Below are 15,892 nucleotides of genomic sequence, written 5' to 3' on the forward strand. Positions count from 1 at the left end.
GGATGTCCAAGCCGCGTCGTCGTAAGCAGAAAAAACAGGTCAAGGCCGAGCTCAAGCTCAGGCAGTTTGCCGCCACCGAGCTTTCCGACCAGCTTGCCGCCCTTCCTTGCGCCGCCGACCTGCCGCGCTTTATGGTCGACACGGTCGCCGGCGCCTATGCGCCCGCCGATGCCGAGCTCATGATCAAGGGCTTCGGCGCCGCGGTCACACGCCCGGTCACGCTGCGCGCCAACACGCTCAAGGCAACCGCCGAGGACATCGCTGCGGCGCTCGATGCCGCCGGCATCGCCCACAACCCCGTCGCCTGGTATCCAGACGCCTTCATCCTGCCCGACGCCCAGGTTTCCGACCTGTGGGACCTCGACATCTACCGCGACGGCAAGATCTACTTGCAAAGTCTGTCGTCCATGATGCCGCCGTTGGTCCTGGGCGCCCAGGCATGCGAGGACATCCTGGACATGTGCGCGGCCCCCGGTGGCAAGACGACGCAGATCGCCGCCCTCACGCAGGGCCAGGCGCACCTTACCGCCTGCGAGATGAGCATTCCCCGCGCCGAGAAGCTCGAAGCCAACCTCCACCGCCAAGGCGCAAAAAACGTGCCCGTCATGCGCATCGACGCACGCGAGCTCGACGAGTTCTTCCGCTTTGACCGCATCCTGCTCGATGCCCCCTGCACCGGCACGGGCACCGTCATCAGCGGCAACGAGAAAAGCCTGCGCGGCCTGACCGAGCAGCTGCTGAGTAAGTGTGCCCGCTCGCAGCGAGCACTTCTGGACCGCGCCATGGGAGCCCTTAAACCGGGCGGCACGCTCGTCTATTCGACTTGTTCGATCTTGCCGCAGGAAAACGAGGACGCCCTGCAAGAGGCCCTCGACAAGCACATGGATTGCGAGCTTATCCCCCTCGACGGCACGCCGAGCGAAAGTGAAACGCGCCGTGCTCAGGAAGTTGGCGAAGAGCCACGCATCGAGTGCAACGCCCTCACCGAGGCCATCGCCGCCAGCCACGTCTCGTCCGTCGCCAACGGTATGCCCGGCACGCTGACCATTCCGCCTAGCCGCGACTTTGAGGGCTTCTACATTGCCCTGATCCGAAAACGCAGCTAGCGCACGGATCCAAAACTCAACAAGCTATCTCTGTGCGCGTTTGCCCTGCTGGTCGCGATGCTGTTTAAGCATCGCGCGCTCCTTGCGTTCGGCCCTTTTGCCTTTAATGGCCGTAACCACAAAATAGATGACCGCGGCGGCAACGATTGCGCCCACACACAGGCCAATCGAGCCCAACATTGCTGTCAATTCCATACCGCGTCACCTCTCTTTTAAACGGGACTTTCAAGATAGCACCTCGATCCCCGCCACCACAGCTCCTTCACGTTCGCCGCCCTTCGGTCTAACGGGGGACGCGGCGGGGAAAAATCAACTCGTCAAACGATTTAGCAAGCACAACGCTGCCGGCACCCTGCCGGCCGTCATCACATAGAATCGAGCCTCCATGGATACCCTCAACGATCTAAACGAGCGCGTCGACGCCTTCGTCGGCACCAGCTCCTTCGACACGCCTGCCGCGGCAAACGACCAAGCTCCCATCGATGTGCCCGCCGAAGTTCACGAAGACATCGTCGCCTCGGTCGATTTCTCCGAGGTCGAGCTCGCAGACGAGTTCACCGAGCCCCAGGTAGCCGTCACGCCCAACGGCCTGCTCCCTATGGAGCCCCTGCCCATCGACGGACGTCTGCGCAAGGCTGCCCTTCGCATGCCCGACGAGATCGAGGAGGCCAGCGGCTTCACGCTCTTCGGCCGCCGCATCAAGTCGCTCATTTACACCACCGATGTCGCGGTCATCCGCAACTCCAACGCCGATGCCGTCTTTGCCGTTTACCCCTTCACGCCGCAGCCGGCCATTACGCAGGCACTGTTGACCGTCGCCGAGTGCCCGGTCTTTGTAGGCGTGGGCGGCGGAACTACGACCGGTAAGCGCTCCGTGCAGATGGCAGCCGTCTCCGAGATGCAGGGCGCGGCGGGCTGCGTGGTCAACTCCCCCGCTACTGCCGAGATGGTCGAGCACATCACCAACATCGCCGACATCCCCGTCATCGCTACGGTCGTTCGCTGCGACGACGATGCCCACGCCAAGGTGCGCGCTGGAGCCAAGATTCTCAACATCGCCGCCGGCAAGAACACGCCCCAGGTCCTACGCGAGCTGCGCAAGCACTATCCCAACCTGCCGCTCATCGCGCCGGGCGGCAAGACGCCAGAGAGCATCCGTGAAACCATCGCCGCCGGCGCCAACGCCATCATCTGGACGCCGCCTTCGGCCCAGCAGCTACAGACCGACATGATGCAGCGTTATCGCAAGATGAAGGAAGACGCCACACCTGTCATCTCGCACGACGATGTGCCCATTATCGACCAGGTCTCCGCCGCCGAGGTCAGCCAGGTCGAGAACATGAATCCCGACGTGCCGATTCCCGACGAAGTCATCGAGCGCGTCGCTTCGATCCACGAGCGCGTCGAGGAGCATCGCGCCAACCGCGGCCTCAAGCCGTCACTGCACGGCTTCTTCTTCCGCGGAAAGAAACGCTAACCCCAACAGCAAGGCCCGCCCCACAAACGTGAGGCGGGCCGTTTTCGTTTGAGCAATCATGCAGCGATGTGATGGGGCAAACTAATCCACGCGCTTGTCGCCCATAAAGAAGAGCGCCACCGTACCAGGTCCGGTATGCGAGCCAATCAGAGTACCGATGTTATTGATCTCAATCTTGCCTTTAAGCTGCGGAATCTGTTCCTCGATCAGCGCCGCAACTGCCTCGGCATCCTCGCGGCACGCCGAGTGCGACATGACGCACTTACCCGAATAATCCGCACCGTCCTGCACGTGTGCCATCATGGTCTTGGCCATCTCGGAAATCGCGCGCTTCTTAGTGCGAATCTTCTCACGTGGCGACAGCCCACCTTCGCAATCGACCGTCATAAGCGGGCAAATCTTAAGCGCCGTGCCGATGATCGCGCTCGCGGCCGAAATGCGACCACCGCGCAGGTAGCTCGACAGATCGGTCGAGAAGAACCAGTGGTGCAGGTTGAGCCTGTGCTCCTCAATCCAAGCGGCCGTCTCGTCGAGTGAAGCCCCGCTATCGCGCACGTCGGCGGCACATTCCGCCAGCAGGCCAAAGCCCGAAGACGCTGCCAGCGAATCGATGACGCGCACCTTGCCGCCCTGGGGATAGCGATCCGCGAGCATCTGCGCCGCAACGCAGGCCGATCCATACGTGCCCGAAATACCCGACGACAACGTCAGGTGCAGCACGTCTTTGCCCTCGGCAACAAGCGGCCCCCAAAACTCCTCGTACTCACCCACGCTCACCTGAGACGTCTTGGGCATGGCGCCCGCGGATATCTGGGCAAAAAACTCGTCCGGCGTAATCGACTGATACAGATCGTCCGTATAGACAACATCGTCGATCTCGTAATGAAAACACACGACAGGGATATTGCGCGATTCAAAGAACTCCCGAGTTCGATCGGCGGCGGATTCACAGGTCAGGACAAAATCACTCATATGAGGCTCCTTACTCATTGCTGCGCAAATTATCGCACAGTGAGCCTATATACGGTACATATGTCCACTATTTACCAAATCGAACCAATAATAGCGAACATCTTTACCACCATCGTCTCCACCGACCCCACGCATAAATATCTGAGAAAACACCTTCTGTCGTCTCCACCCAACCGCCATATCTACCTCAACTAAATCGATTTACCAAACCGTTCGGCCAACAATTCGACCTCCCACCCCCAATCGAAACAAAAGCGGCGCATACTGATAAACGTTTGACGCTGTTTATCAGTTTTACCAACCCCATCGGAAGGTGTTTCATGGTCGCATTCGATCGCAATCCGCAAGACTTCAAGTATCTGCGTCTGCTGTCGAAACAATTTCCCACCGAGCAATCCGCGTTTACCGAGATCATCAATCTCTCGGCCATCCTCAACCTGCCCAAAGGCACCGAACATTTTATGAGCGACGTGCATGGCGAGTACGAAGCCTTTATGCACATCCTCAACAACTGCTCGGGCGTCGTGCGCGAGCATGTCGACGAGATTTTTGGCGACACGCTCACCTTTGACGAGAAGGGCGAGCTGTGCACGCTCATCTACTACCCGCACGAGAAGATCGAGCTGGTCCGCAGCCAGCGCGAGGACTCGCCCACCTGGTACAAAACGATGCTTGACCAGCTCATCATGGTCGCTCGTTCGCTTTCAAGCCGCTACACCCGCTCCAAGGTTCGTAAGGCCATCCCACGCGATTACGCCTACATCATCGACGAGCTGCTACACACGCATCCGGATGAGAACAACTATCGTGTGCACTATCACGAGCGCATCGTGGAGTCCATCCTGGAGACCGCAAGCGCCGACGACTTTATCGAGTCGCTCGCCTCGCTCATCAAGCGCCTGGCCGTCGACCACCTGCACCTGGTGGGCGACATCTTCGACCGCGGCGGCGGCGCGGCCAAGATTATGGACCGTCTGCTCACCTACCATTCACTCGACATCCAGTGGGGCAACCACGACCTGCTGTGGATGGGCGCTGCGGCCGGTGAGCCCGCCTGCATCGCCACGGTGCTGCGCAACAACCTACGCTACGACAACTACGAGATCCTGGAGAACGACTACGGCATCTCGCTGCGTGAGCTTGTCGCCTTTGCCGATGCCACCTACACCGCCGGTGAGTCCATCACCCCGCTGATCAAGGCCATCAACGTGCTGCTCTTTAAGCTCGAGGGCCAGATTATCCAGCGCCATCCCGAGTTCGACATGACCGACCGTCTGTTACTCGACAAGATCGATCACGACACCGGCACGGTCGCGCTCGCCGACGGCAGCGTGTGGCCGCTCACGACCAACGACTTCCCCACCGTCGACCCGGCGGACCCCTATACGCTCACGTCTCAGGAGCAGCACATCATCGACAAGCTCGTGTCCGAGTTTGTCACCGCCGATCACCTGCATCGACATATCGATTTCCTCTATTCCCACGGCTCGATGTACAAGGTCGCCAACGGCAACCTGCTGTTCCATGGCTGCGTGCCGCTCAACGAAGACGGCACCTTTAGCAGCATGAACTGCCTGGGCACCTGGCACGCTGGCCGCGATTATCTCGATTTTTGCGACCACATCGCCCGCCGCGCCTGGCGCGTGGGCGACCGCGACGCTCTCGACTGGATGTGGTACCTGTGGATTGGCTTTAACTCACCCGCCAGCGGACGCCTGGTGCGTACCTTTGAGCGCGCCTATATCGCCGACAAGAGCACCTGGGTCGAGCCGATGGACCCGTACTTTACGCTTACCAAGTCGCCCTCGGTCTGCGACGACATCATGCGCGAGTTTGGCGTCGCGCCCATGGCATGCTCACCGACCGGTCACATCATCAACGGCCACACGCCCGTTAAAACCACCAAGGGCGAGCAGCCCATCCGCGCCGAGGGCAAGCTGCTGGTCATCGATGGCGGATTCTGCCGCGCTTACCATCCCAAGACGGGCATCGCCGGCTACACGCTTATCTCGAGCTCGCGCGGCTGCCGCCTCAAGTCGCACCGGGCCTTTACGACGGTTGCCGAGGCACTCACGCGCAACGTGGACATCGAAAGCGAGACCAACCGCTTTGACGAGGCCGACCGCCGCCGCATGGTGAGCGACACTGATACCGGTGCCAAGATCCGCAGCCAGATCCAGGACCTACGCCAACTGCTCGATGCATATAGAAACGGTGCTATCGAGGAGCGCGCCTAGCTCCACCCGCGGGGATTGGCTAAACTTGCTGAGTTTGTCATCCCCGCGGCGCTTCGGCGCCAGCTTAAGGCAGGTACCATGCAAAAGCTCCTTGCGCAGATCATGAAATTTGGCGTCGTCGGTGTCATTGCCACGGTCATCGACTTTGGCATTATGAATCTGCTCCACTACGGTCTGGGCCTCAACATCCTAATCGCCAATACCAGCGGCTTTATCATCTCACTCATCTTTAACTACCTCGCCAGCATGAAGTACGTGTTTGCGCACAAGGAGGGCATGAGCCGCCGCCGCGAGTTCATTATCTTTGTCGTGTTGTCCGTGATCGGCTTGGCTCTCAACGACGGTATCGTGCTGGCGCTCAACACCGGCTTGGGGCTCGAGGCCAATATCGCCAAGATTTGCGCCACCGCGCTTGTCATGGTCTACAACTTTGTGACCCGAAAGATCTTCCTGGAGGGCGACGAGACCAAATAGCTCGACACACCTGCAGCATTACGGCGCCCACGGACGACGCGCGCTCAGCGCAGTATCGTCCGTGGGTGCCGCTCGTTTACGGGCAAATTTTCAACGTTTGCGGATTAGCACTTGATAATTTGGCGAGTTCGTATAGTTCTTGGCAAAGACCTTACGTTTCCCTTGCAAAAGCTCTAAAGTATCCCCTGCTCGATTCATCAACGCATTGGATGTGATTACGTGCGCAAGGCACTGGCACAACCTCATACCAAGCAGTTCCTCAAGTTCGCTGTCGTGGGTCTTATCTCCTTTGGCATCGACTGGGGTATGCTCATTGCGCTCGTCGAGCTGTTTCACCTCGACTTTTTGATGAGCACCACGGTCTCGTTTACCACCTCCGTTGTGGTCAACTACTGGCTCAGCATGAAGTACGTGTTCGACCACCGCGAGGGCATGAGCCGCAAGCGCGAGTTCACGATCTTCACCATCCTGTCGGTGATCGGCCTGGGCCTCAACGACCTATACATGTTTGTGGGCGTCACGTTTTTGAGCATCGGCTACCAGGCCATGAAGGCCATCGCCACGTTCCTCGTCACCTGGTACAACTACTTCAGCCGTCGCTTCTTTCTCGAGGGCGCACGGTCGTAGTCGATTCGCTATTTGCTTGAATGTATAACCGGTTGGAATTCCCATTCCAACCGGTTTTTTTGTTTGCCGAGAGACCCGGCGACCCAATCCCATCCGCATGAAAAACGGGCGGCCCGGATGTTTGTCCGAACCGCCCGTCTGGCGCGCTATGTCGAAGCCTCTAGCCTGTAACGTAATACCAGACCACGTTGTCGCCGTTGGAGAGAACGTAGTTGCTGCAGGCCGTCATGGGCGTTGTGCCGTTGACGGAGTACATCCAGCCGCTCGTGCCGCCGTACTGTTTCTCGGCCAAACCACCAATCGCAGAAACATACGTGCCGTACGACGAGCCATGTGCGTTGACAGAAAGGCCCAGCGCGCACAGGGCATCGTAGACGGTAGCGCCTTCGTTAAAGGTAAAGGTGCCACCAGAAGACACAGGATTGCCCACAGCGCTCGATGTGACCGAAACCGTCACCGTTACGTAGCTGGACTCCTGCGAGCCGCTCTGGCCGCCCGAGGGAGCGCTTCCGCCATTAGAGCTGGAGGCTCCATCAGACGACTGACCGCCGCCCGAAGAAGCACCGCCAGACACATTGGAAGTATCGCCGGCTCCCGTATTCTGGGCAGCGGATTTATCTCCAGACTTCTTGCCGTCCCGACCATCGGACTTCTTGCTATCCGAGCTTTTATCCGATTCCTTGTTTGAAGACTCGGAATCGTCCTTGGACTGATCTTTTGCGTCATTCGATGACTTGGAATCCTCGGAACTGGCCTCGCCCGAAGTCGTAGTCGAGCCAGACGCCTTGGTGTCCTTGGTGACGACGCTCTCCCCCGTCACGGTCTGAACGAGCCAGTCAATGGACCAGGCGCCGCTCTCGGAAGGATGGACGAAGCCCAGCGATATGACAATCAGCGCAACGCACGCGGCAATCAGAACGCCAAGAAGCGCCTTCCGTCGAGGGGCGGACGCCGCCGAAGCGGCGCCCTGTTGCTTTGCATCGTCGAACTGAATGAACGAGGAATTTGGTTGCTTGGGGTCAGCGTCCTTGGATTTATTGGACACAGCCCTCACCTACCGACGTTTGGTGAACACGAACACGCCGACGATGGCGAGACCGATGACGCCGGCGGCAACGCCAACAATGGCGAGCGGGTTGGTGCCAATCTCCTGCTCGGAAGCACTAGAGGACTTCTTAGCAGTGGTCGTGGAAGCAGCACCCGTATCGGACTTGGAATCGGACTTTTTGTCGGACTTGCTGTCCTTCTTGTCAGACTTCTTGTCAGACTTCTTCTCGTCCTTCTTATCGGACTTATCGGCGTCCTTCTTGTCGGACTTGTTGTCCTTGGTCTCGGTCTTGGTCGACACCGTCGTCTTGGTCGTCGGCTTATGACCCGGGGCGATAGCGCCGCCGACCTGCTGGCCCTTCGTGCCGGAGCCGGAACCCGTGCCCGTGCCAGCACCGGAACCGTTGCCAGCGCCGCCGTTGCCACCATTAGTGCCAGAACCGCCATTACCGCCAGGGTTAACGGCATTCTTGGTCCACTTGGCATACAACGTCAGGTCGGCCGTCACCGGCGTGCTAAAGTCATACGCCTGCGTGCAAGCCTCATCGGTATACCAACCGCCGAAAGTGTAGCCGTCGCGCGTCGGATCGGCCGGCTTGACCAGCTTGCCATCGGCCGTAGTCTGGAAGTCGACCTTAGAACCCTCGCCAGTCTCAAACGAGACCTTAACGCCACCACTCAGCTTGAAAAGCGTGCCGGAATCGTTGATGTAGTAGAGGTTACCCTTGGCATCGCAGGCAATCGGCGAGTCACAGTAATTGTTGTGTCCCGCTGCGCTAAACGCACCGGTCGCCTGTGCGTCACCCATCTTGTAGCGATACACGCCACCGCCCGAGGTGTAGTTCACATAGTCGGAAGTCGCACCATAGTTGACAGTGAAATAAACGTACGTGTCATCCGCCTGGACACTCACGAGCGGTGCGCCCTTAATGCCACCGGCAGGAAGCACGGAGCCATCGGCAGACGAAACCAACGTCGTAGCAAAGTCATTATCAAGGTCGACAATCGCCAGCGCCGAACCGCCAGAAACCTCGCCACCGACAATCAGCTTATTGCCATACAGCGTGGGCATGCAGGCACAACCCGTAAGACCAAGATCGATGACGCGTTCTTCGGAAATGCGCGAAGAGGCCCTTGCGTTTGCGTCCGACAGTGCCAGCACGTGGAGCTTGCCGTCACGCGAGATCACATAGGCATGCTTGCCGTCTTTGGACAGTACACAGCCGGAGTTGACGATGGCACCAACCGAAACGCTGCCGAGCACATCACCTGTCGACTTGCTCAGCATCTCAACGGTACCTGCACTCGTCGGAACCAGAATATAGCCGTCGCCCACTGTAGCGCTCGTCCAGTAGTAGCCCTCATCAGCATTAACATGCTGCCAAGAAACAGCGCCGGTCAGTATATTAATACGCGTCAGATGACCGTTATTGTACGTACTCGTTCCATAGTCGACATCAACGGTGCCAACGTAGAGATAGTTGCCATCGACCGTCAGCTGGGAATTTGACTGGGCAGATTTGCTCACAGAGTCAGTGACCCAAACCGTCGTCAGCGTATCGGCCGTCAGAGCCTGGACCGCACCGCCGTCGAGCGGGACGATGACCAAGCCTTTCGTATAAATCGGACGCGTGGTGTAGCCAATCGCAGCCTGAAGGTTCGACTCGGCAAGCACCTTGCCCGACTCGGCGTCGATCTTAAGCAAACGCTTGTTCACGGCAAGGTAAACGTTGCCGTTCACGACAATAGGCTCACTCGCATTGGGATACGTGGCACCCGAGTAGGCCCTCCAATCGAACGTCCAAGGGCTTGCCAGCGTGCCCGTAGGCGTGGACACGTTCTTGACCACCGCATTGGAATTGCCACTCCAGTCGGCTTTCCAATCGGTCGGGCGCGAAGCGCTCGGATCGACTACGACTTCATCGGGATTAGGAACGGTGTCGCCAGGGGCGTAAGCCCAGACGATTTTGTCGCCCGACTTGAGCACGTAATCGCTATCGAGCTGAGGCCCGGGAACGCCATTAACAAAGAACGACCATGCACCCGACAGCTCGGTGCCATCAAGCGGCGAGACAAGACTATGAACACCCCAATAACCAAATTGGTCGTACATCTTGGACTCAATGCCAATGGCATCGAAGTAGGCAGCGGAAGCGTCCTTGATCGTCGTGCCCTCGACAAACACCTGCGTCGAAGGATCGGTCCAGCGCTGCGCCTTCTCATCCTTCTTACCGATGATCTCCATTGAAACGGAAACCTGGCCGGGCATGGTTCCATCAAAGCCATAGACCCAGGTAACCTTGTCCCCGGCCTTGAGTGTGTAATTGCCCGCGCCGACATTGGCCGCCTGACCGTTAACGAAGAACTGCCAGAATTTCCAAGTGTTTTCGTTAACTTTCTCGCTCGAAAGCGTCACGGTCTTGTTGAACGGTGAAGTCAGCGACTCGAGATACCAGCCGTACGTGCCTTTCCCCGTTTTGGCGCCAATGCCGGCCTTTATAAAGGCCTGCTCGGAAAGATCAGCAGCGGTCGTGCCCTCTTCCACCAAAGCTGTCGTGGGCTGCGCCCATGTCTGCTGAGCGCCCGAGGCGTCCTGGCCGACAACGGTGCAGCTAACGGAAATCTGATTGGCGGGCGCGGGGTCACCGTACTTCGAGTAGCACCAGACGACGGAGTCGCCGTCCTTGAGCGTGTAGCCGCCGGCGCCGACCGCGGAGGCGCTGCCGTTGACGAACAGCTGCCAGTGCGCGTCGGTCGCCGGGTCGTAGGCGAGCGTGCGGCCCGCGTCGAAGGGCGACGTGATCGAGTTGAGTGCCCAGCCCCAGGAGCCGTTGGGGTCGTAGTCGGCCTTGAGGCCGGCCTGCCTGAAGAGCTGCTCGGAGAGGTCGGCCGCGGTCGAGCCCTCCTTCAGAGCGATCTGCTGCGCGGCGGCCCAGGTCTGCTGGGCGCCCTTGGCGTCGGTGCCGACGACGGAGCACGTGGCCGCGACCTCTTGGCTTGCGGCTTCGGTAGGCTGAGATTCAGCCTCATCGGAAGCGGCTACAACACTTTTGACGTTCTGTTCGGATGAATCCGGCGAAGCAGTAGAAGCCTCGACTGCGGCAGAATCGTCCGACGCTACGCCGTTGCTATCTGCGGCATTCGCCGAAGCGCCATCGTTAACCGACGCATCGCTCGCGTTAGAGCCGGTTTCAGAAACGACACCGTCGGCAGCACCGTCCGCGGCACCCGTGCCCTCGCCCGGCGTCGCAGCCTGAGCCACAGCCTCGGCAATGCCCTCGGCGCCCTCGGCCCACAGCTGAGCCGGCGTGGTGCCAAAGGCCATCGCGAAGGCCAGGAATGCCACCAGGCCGCGCTTGGCTACGCCGCATGCAATCGCGCCACGGCGATGCAACGAGGCGCGCTCGCGCTCGTCCTCAAACATATCCATTTGTCCCCCATTGTCTGTACTTGGAGCGTTGCCTTGAGGCTGCCCCACGTCATCGCGCGTGTTGCGCTCGAGTTCCCCCATCGGGGTCCCCCTTCCCTCCAGAGCCCTATGCACACCGGCGGCATACGCCGCAGCCGCACGCAAGATGGGAGGCGATCCGACTTAACCTTAACGACTCGGGCGCGCCGTCCGATCTGCGACGCGAACATCCCGAGCCAAGAGGAATTACGGTTACTGGTACAGCCGGGGACTTGCACCCCGATTCTCCCAAACGCGCAGGAAAACCGCGCATTCGTGCGTCTCCGCACCACCATCTAGGCCATCGATTATTACCGTCAAAATGGTATCACGCAAAAGGGCCTCGCACGCAGGCGAAGCCCAAGGTAAAAGCTATTGTTTGCGATAGGAAAATGCGGTGACGGCCGCAGCCTCTAGTGCTTGCCGCCGTGGCTGTTGAGCCAGATATTGCGGCCCAGCATAAGCGCCAGCACCAGCGCGCTCACGTAGCCCATAAAGCCAATGACCGGGATACCAAACACAACCGGCTCGATGCGTGCGTAGTACACCACCGACGAACCGATAAACAGACCGGCGATCACGATAGCCATCGACATGCGGTCGATAATTCCGCCCAGCTGTCGCAGCGCCTTATCGCTGCTCATGATCTGCGTGTTCACCTTAAGCTGGCCGCGCGTGAGCATACGCGAAGCCAAGCCCAAATACTCGGCCGCCTCGAGCGAGCCTTTTGCCGCGCGATAGCTGCTCGCGGCCAGATCGCGTCCCATATCACGCACGCGCGCATAGGTGCTCTTCTCGTTTTTGATGTGCGTCTGGATGATCTGGATCATGTTGACGTTGGGCATATACTCGGTCAGCAAACCCTCGAGCGTCACCATGCCGCGGGCGAACATCGTCACCACGCTCGGCAGCTCAACGTCATTTTTGCGCGCCAGATTGAGCAGCGAGGTCAAAAACTCGCCGATATCTAGGTCCTTAAGGTCAAGGCCCGCAAAGTCAGCCACGATATAGTCAAGATCGGACAAAAAGGCCGAATGATCGAGCTCAGCCGAGTCGCCACGCGTCACGGCGAAGCGCATGAGCGAATCCTTGAGCTTGGGCACGTCACCCTCGGCCACGGCGAAAATCATGTCCTTTACGATACCGCGATCGTGGCTCGACATGCGTCCGACCATGCCCAAGTCGATAAAGTAGACAATGCCGTCCTTGAGGATGATGTTTCCCGCATGCGGGTCGGCATGGAAAAAGCCGTCGTCGAGCACCTGCGTCGAGTAGTCCTCGACAATCGCGGCACCGATCTTTTCCAAGTCATAGCCCTCGGCCACCAAGCGTTCAGGATCGGCGATCGAAATGCCGTCGACGTAATCCATGACCACCACGTGCTCGGTGCACAGGTCCAGATAGGATTTAGGGCACGTCACGCCATGAACGCTCTTATGGAACTCGTAGAAGTCGTTGAGGTTTTTGGCCTCGGCCAAAAAGTTGGTCTCCTCGCGAAACGAGGTCCACAGCTCTTCGACCACGCCGTGCAGGTCAACAAACTGGTCGGTGTTGACGAACTTTGAGACGATACGCACCACCGAACGGATGATGTCGATATCCTGAGCCATCACCTGCTGCGCGCCGGGGCGCTGCACCTTAACGGCCACGTCCTCGCCGGTCACCAGGCGGGCACGGTGTACCTGCGCGAGCGACGCGCTTCCGAGCGGATTGGGGTCGATCGCGTCGAACATCTGCCCCAGGCGCTGGCCGTACTCCTCTTCCAGACACCGGAGCACTACCTCATACGGCACCGGCTCTACATCGGAGCGCAGACGACGCAGCTCGTCGCAAAACCGCTGCGGCAAAATCTCGGAGCGGTTAGCCAGAATCTGCCCCATCTTGACGAACATAGGGCCGAGCTCTTCAAGCAGACGACGCAGGCGCATCGGCGTGAGGTTGTCCCACACGCGATACTTTTTGATCAGGCGAACGATCTGCCCAATGCGCTCACGACGACCTGCCGGCGTGAGCTGGTATTCCTCATCCGGCGCCATCGCGTCGGGCTCCTCGGGGACCATATCGACAGCGCGCGGCTTCTTGCGAGCGCCCGAGACGGCGGCATCGACCTCGTCGACAACCGCCGCCTCGTCACCCAAGGGATCTTGATTGTTGTAATCGGTGGTGGAATCTGCCATCTGCGCTACTACTCGGCCTCTTCGGCATCCTCTGCATCGTCGGGCTCAACAGACTCGACGGGCACCGAAGTCACGTTGTCCTCGACCGAATCGACGATGTCGCGCACATGGGCCAGGAAGGCCGTACGCTCGGGGGCGGTCATAACGCGGACGCGCGCCAGGATGAGCTCATCGAGCACGCGCTGCGCCGCAGTCTCGCCCTGCATGCCCAGGCGCTCGGTCAGGTCGGAGATGGTGCCACCCGCCTGCTCGAACATATCGGACACGCTGCGGGCGATATCGGGGGTGCCGGCATCCTTGCGGACCTGCTCGCCCTTGGTACCGAGGTCGTCGAGAACCTTCTTGCCGCCCTCGACGGCAACGGCGGCGGCGCCGAAGCCCACGTTGATGGCACCGTTAACAAGCTGATCGAGTTTCATAACCATGGTTGGCTCCAATCATGAACAACTGCATTGGACTTCTTGTACCCAAGATTGAGTGAACGACACAAAATCGTTTTACCGCCAAGATAGAAATCGAGCGGGCCAAAGCCTTTGACGGCGTTTGCCCCGCTCGTTCGCTGCAAGGTTGCCTTTACCTTACGTTGTCGTTCATCGCGAAAGAGTTCTTCATGGCGCAGCTCGTGGTGTAGAGCACCTTGCCCAACAGGGCATCGGTCTCCACGCGCACGAGCTCGGCAAACTCCTCGTTGGCGCGTGCAAGCTCGGCAGGCACCTCGGCCTCGGGCAGAACGGCTACGGCAGCGTCGACGTCATGAATCTGCTTGTGGCCCATGCCGCCGACCTTCTCCTGATAATCCTCGACTGCGCGGCCGCACTCATGGAAGCGGACGTCGGCCAGCGCGCCGATCAGGCGGTTGGCCCAGTAGAAGTTTTCGGACGTCACGCGAGCCTGCGTGTCGGCAAAGTACTCGGGCATGGTCTCGACGTTGGCGTACAGCGGAACCAGCGCGTTAAACGAGTTGGAGCCAAAGGCCATCCACTGCACGGCGCGGTAGGCCGGATGCGCATAGGGGCGCAGCTGCAGCACAGCGAGCTGGCTGTTGCGGTTGATGCCGATGGGGCGATAGGCGCCACGCGTGGCGGGCGTGCCCTTGCTGCCGTAGCAGTCGTACTCCGTGCCCTGGTAGTGGCTCGAGAGTACGTACTTGATGTCCTCGATGGTCACCTTGCGCTCGGGCACGCGGCTCCAGGGAATATCGTCGCTCTCGGGCGTGTAGTCGGCCTCGGGACCGTCCCACACATCGCTGGGGTTAAGGCAGCGCTGCATATACCAGGCGCGCGGCGTGTTGTAGACGTGGTCGCTGTCGCTGTGCGAGCCAAAGGCCTCGCGCGGGTTGAAGACCGCGGCCGGACCGTCGCCCTCGACGCCCAGCGTCAGGTCCAGATGCCACTCGGCCATCCAAGCGCGCAGGTCGGCGGAGCACATGTGATCGGCCTGGGCGCCCTCGGCGTCATCCAGGTCAAAGCTGTCGATACCCAGCTGGTTGGGCATGGTCACATAGGCGTCGTCAGGCACGCGCTTGGCGATCCAGTGGTGACCGCCGATGGTCTCGAGCCACCAGATCTCGTCCACGTCGCTAAAGGCGATGCCGTTGTTCTCGTAGGTGCCATAACGCTCGAGCAGGTCACCCAGAATGCGTACGCCGTCGCGGGCGGATTTGGCATATGGCAGCACCAGGGTCACCATGTCCTCCTCGCCCAGACCGCCGGGCTGCGCCGGAACATAGCCGTCCTCGTCCTCGTTGCCCTTGGCGGGCACGTAGTCGACGAGCGGGTCGGCGCCGCGAACGCGCTCGTTGGTGGTGAGCGTCTCGGTTGCGGACATGCCCACATTGAGCTCGTTGAAACCGGCCTCGGCCCAGATGCCGTGGCCCGGGACAACATCGGGGACGCTCGTGTAGCGCATGGGGTTATCGGGCAGTTCAACGGTCAGGTGACTCAGGACGCTCGTATAGACGCGCGGCTGCTCGTCGGGATGCACCACACGCATACGCTTGGGCTCAAACACCCCGTTGGACGAATCCTCGTTGCGGGCGACCAACGTCGACCCGTCGTAGCTCGCGTTCTTACCAACCAAAATCGTTGTGCACGGCATGCGCATCCTCCTTGAGCGAAGAAATCAAACGATAACAGTGTATCGCTTCGGCGCAGAAAGGGCGAAACCGCGGCGCTGGCAACCCCTGTGGTCAAAATATGCCAAATATGAGTACTGTCACCAATTTAGTAACAGCAATTTTGCTACGCATGGGTGTCGAAAGCCTACATTTGTTCAAAAATTAGGGTAGCGCGCAGAGATGTGGTGTAAGAGGCGGGGAATGCCCCGCC

12 protein-coding genes are annotated in these 15,892 nt (G+C 59.8%); 5 read left to right on the plus strand and 7 right to left on the minus strand.

Features of this window, described 5'->3' with window-relative positions:
* Window positions 1–2: 2 nt before the first annotated feature.
* Window positions 3–1,106, plus strand: a complete 1,104-nt coding sequence (locus DWW12_RS08055; protein ID WP_117855670.1) for an RsmB/NOP family class I SAM-dependent RNA methyltransferase — start codon at window positions 3–5, stop codon at window positions 1,104–1,106.
* A 24-nt stretch (window positions 1,107–1,130) separates the two neighbouring features.
* Here the strand turns inward: DWW12_RS08055 and DWW12_RS09870 are convergent, their stop codons facing one another.
* Window positions 1,131–1,301, minus strand: coding sequence for a hypothetical protein (locus DWW12_RS09870; RefSeq protein WP_158564430.1), 171 nt, complete (start codon window positions 1,299–1,301; stop codon window positions 1,131–1,133).
* A gap of 190 nt (window positions 1,302–1,491) precedes the next feature.
* Between DWW12_RS09870 and DWW12_RS08060 the strand changes: the two genes are divergently transcribed.
* Window positions 1,492–2,583: a hypothetical protein gene (locus DWW12_RS08060; RefSeq protein WP_099431937.1), complete on the plus strand. Its 1,092-nt coding sequence runs from the start codon at window positions 1,492–1,494 to the stop codon at window positions 2,581–2,583.
* An 81-nt stretch (window positions 2,584–2,664) separates the two neighbouring features.
* Here the strand turns inward: DWW12_RS08060 and DWW12_RS08065 are convergent, their stop codons facing one another.
* Window positions 2,665–3,555 carry a DegV family protein gene (locus tag DWW12_RS08065; RefSeq protein ID WP_117855671.1) on the minus strand — a complete coding sequence of 297 codons (891 nt, stop codon included), beginning with the start codon at window positions 3,553–3,555 and terminating at the stop codon, window positions 2,665–2,667.
* A 320-nt stretch (window positions 3,556–3,875) separates the two neighbouring features.
* Here DWW12_RS08065 and DWW12_RS08070 point away from each other — a divergent pair, with 320 nt between their 5' ends.
* The 3 genes from DWW12_RS08070 (at window position 3,876) to DWW12_RS08080 (ending at window position 6,893) form a co-directional block, all read left to right on the plus strand.
* A complete protein-coding gene (locus DWW12_RS08070) occupies window positions 3,876–5,792 on the plus strand; it encodes a fructose-1,6-bisphosphatase (protein WP_117855672.1) in 1,917 nt (638 codons plus the stop codon).
* A 15-nt stretch (window positions 5,793–5,807) separates the two neighbouring features.
* Complete coding sequence (locus tag DWW12_RS08075) at window positions 5,808–6,266, plus strand: GtrA family protein (protein WP_369832436.1); 459 nt, start codon at window positions 5,808–5,810, stop codon at window positions 6,264–6,266.
* 219 nt (window positions 6,267–6,485) lie between these two features.
* On the plus strand, window positions 6,486–6,893 hold the full coding sequence (locus DWW12_RS08080) for a GtrA family protein (protein ID WP_055250894.1): 408 nt from the start codon (window positions 6,486–6,488) through the stop codon (window positions 6,891–6,893).
* A gap of 160 nt (window positions 6,894–7,053) precedes the next feature.
* Here the strand turns inward: DWW12_RS08080 and DWW12_RS08085 are convergent, their stop codons facing one another.
* The 5 genes from DWW12_RS08085 to DWW12_RS08105 form a co-directional block, all read right to left on the minus strand.
* Complete coding sequence (locus DWW12_RS08085; protein WP_233544274.1) at window positions 7,054–7,938, minus strand: DUF4430 domain-containing protein; 885 nt, start codon at window positions 7,936–7,938, stop codon at window positions 7,054–7,056.
* Between the two features lie 9 nt (window positions 7,939–7,947).
* Window positions 7,948–11,370 (minus strand): DUF4430 domain-containing protein, encoded by a 3,423-nt coding sequence (locus DWW12_RS08090; RefSeq protein ID WP_158564431.1) that lies wholly within the window; start codon window positions 11,368–11,370, stop codon window positions 7,948–7,950.
* A 431-nt stretch (window positions 11,371–11,801) separates the two neighbouring features.
* Entirely contained in the window at window positions 11,802–13,565 is a 1,764-nt protein-coding gene (locus DWW12_RS08095) for an AarF/ABC1/UbiB kinase family protein (RefSeq protein ID WP_117855675.1), read from the minus strand.
* Between the two features lie 8 nt (window positions 13,566–13,573).
* The gene (locus DWW12_RS08100; RefSeq protein WP_117637319.1) at window positions 13,574–13,990 is read right to left on the minus strand and encodes a hypothetical protein; all 417 of its coding nucleotides are present in this window, start codon (window positions 13,988–13,990) and stop codon (window positions 13,574–13,576) included.
* Between the two features lie 148 nt (window positions 13,991–14,138).
* Entirely contained in the window at window positions 14,139–15,662 is a 1,524-nt protein-coding gene (locus DWW12_RS08105; protein WP_117564483.1) for a C69 family dipeptidase, read from the minus strand.
* Window positions 15,663–15,892 lie beyond the last annotated feature (230 nt).

This window comes from Collinsella sp. AF14-35, assembly GCF_003464565.1.
Classification (GTDB): Bacteria; Actinomycetota; Coriobacteriia; order Coriobacteriales; family Coriobacteriaceae; genus Collinsella.

Excerpts from the sequence above, each read along its gene's own strand:
- DWW12_RS08055 (WP_117855670.1), top strand. The coding sequence starts at position 3 with ATGTCCAAGCCGCGTCGTCGTAAGCAGAAAAAACAGGTCAAGGCCGAG.
- DWW12_RS09870 (WP_158564430.1), bottom strand. The coding sequence starts at position 1,301 with ATGGAATTGACAGCAATGTTGGGCTCGATTGGCCTGTGTGTGGGCGCA.
- DWW12_RS08060 (WP_099431937.1), top strand. The coding sequence starts at position 1,492 with ATGGATACCCTCAACGATCTAAACGAGCGCGTCGACGCCTTCGTCGGC.
- DWW12_RS08065 (WP_117855671.1), bottom strand. The coding sequence starts at position 3,555 with ATGAGTGATTTTGTCCTGACCTGTGAATCCGCCGCCGATCGAACTCGG.
- DWW12_RS08070 (WP_117855672.1), top strand. The coding sequence starts at position 3,876 with ATGGTCGCATTCGATCGCAATCCGCAAGACTTCAAGTATCTGCGTCTG.
- DWW12_RS08090 (WP_158564431.1), bottom strand. The coding sequence starts at position 11,370 with ATGGATATGTTTGAGGACGAGCGCGAGCGCGCCTCGTTGCATCGCCGT.
- DWW12_RS08095 (WP_117855675.1), bottom strand. The coding sequence starts at position 13,565 with ATGGCAGATTCCACCACCGATTACAACAATCAAGATCCCTTGGGTGAC.
- DWW12_RS08100 (WP_117637319.1), bottom strand. The coding sequence starts at position 13,990 with ATGGTTATGAAACTCGATCAGCTTGTTAACGGTGCCATCAACGTGGGC.
- DWW12_RS08105 (WP_117564483.1), bottom strand. The coding sequence starts at position 15,662 with ATGCCGTGCACAACGATTTTGGTTGGTAAGAACGCGAGCTACGACGGG.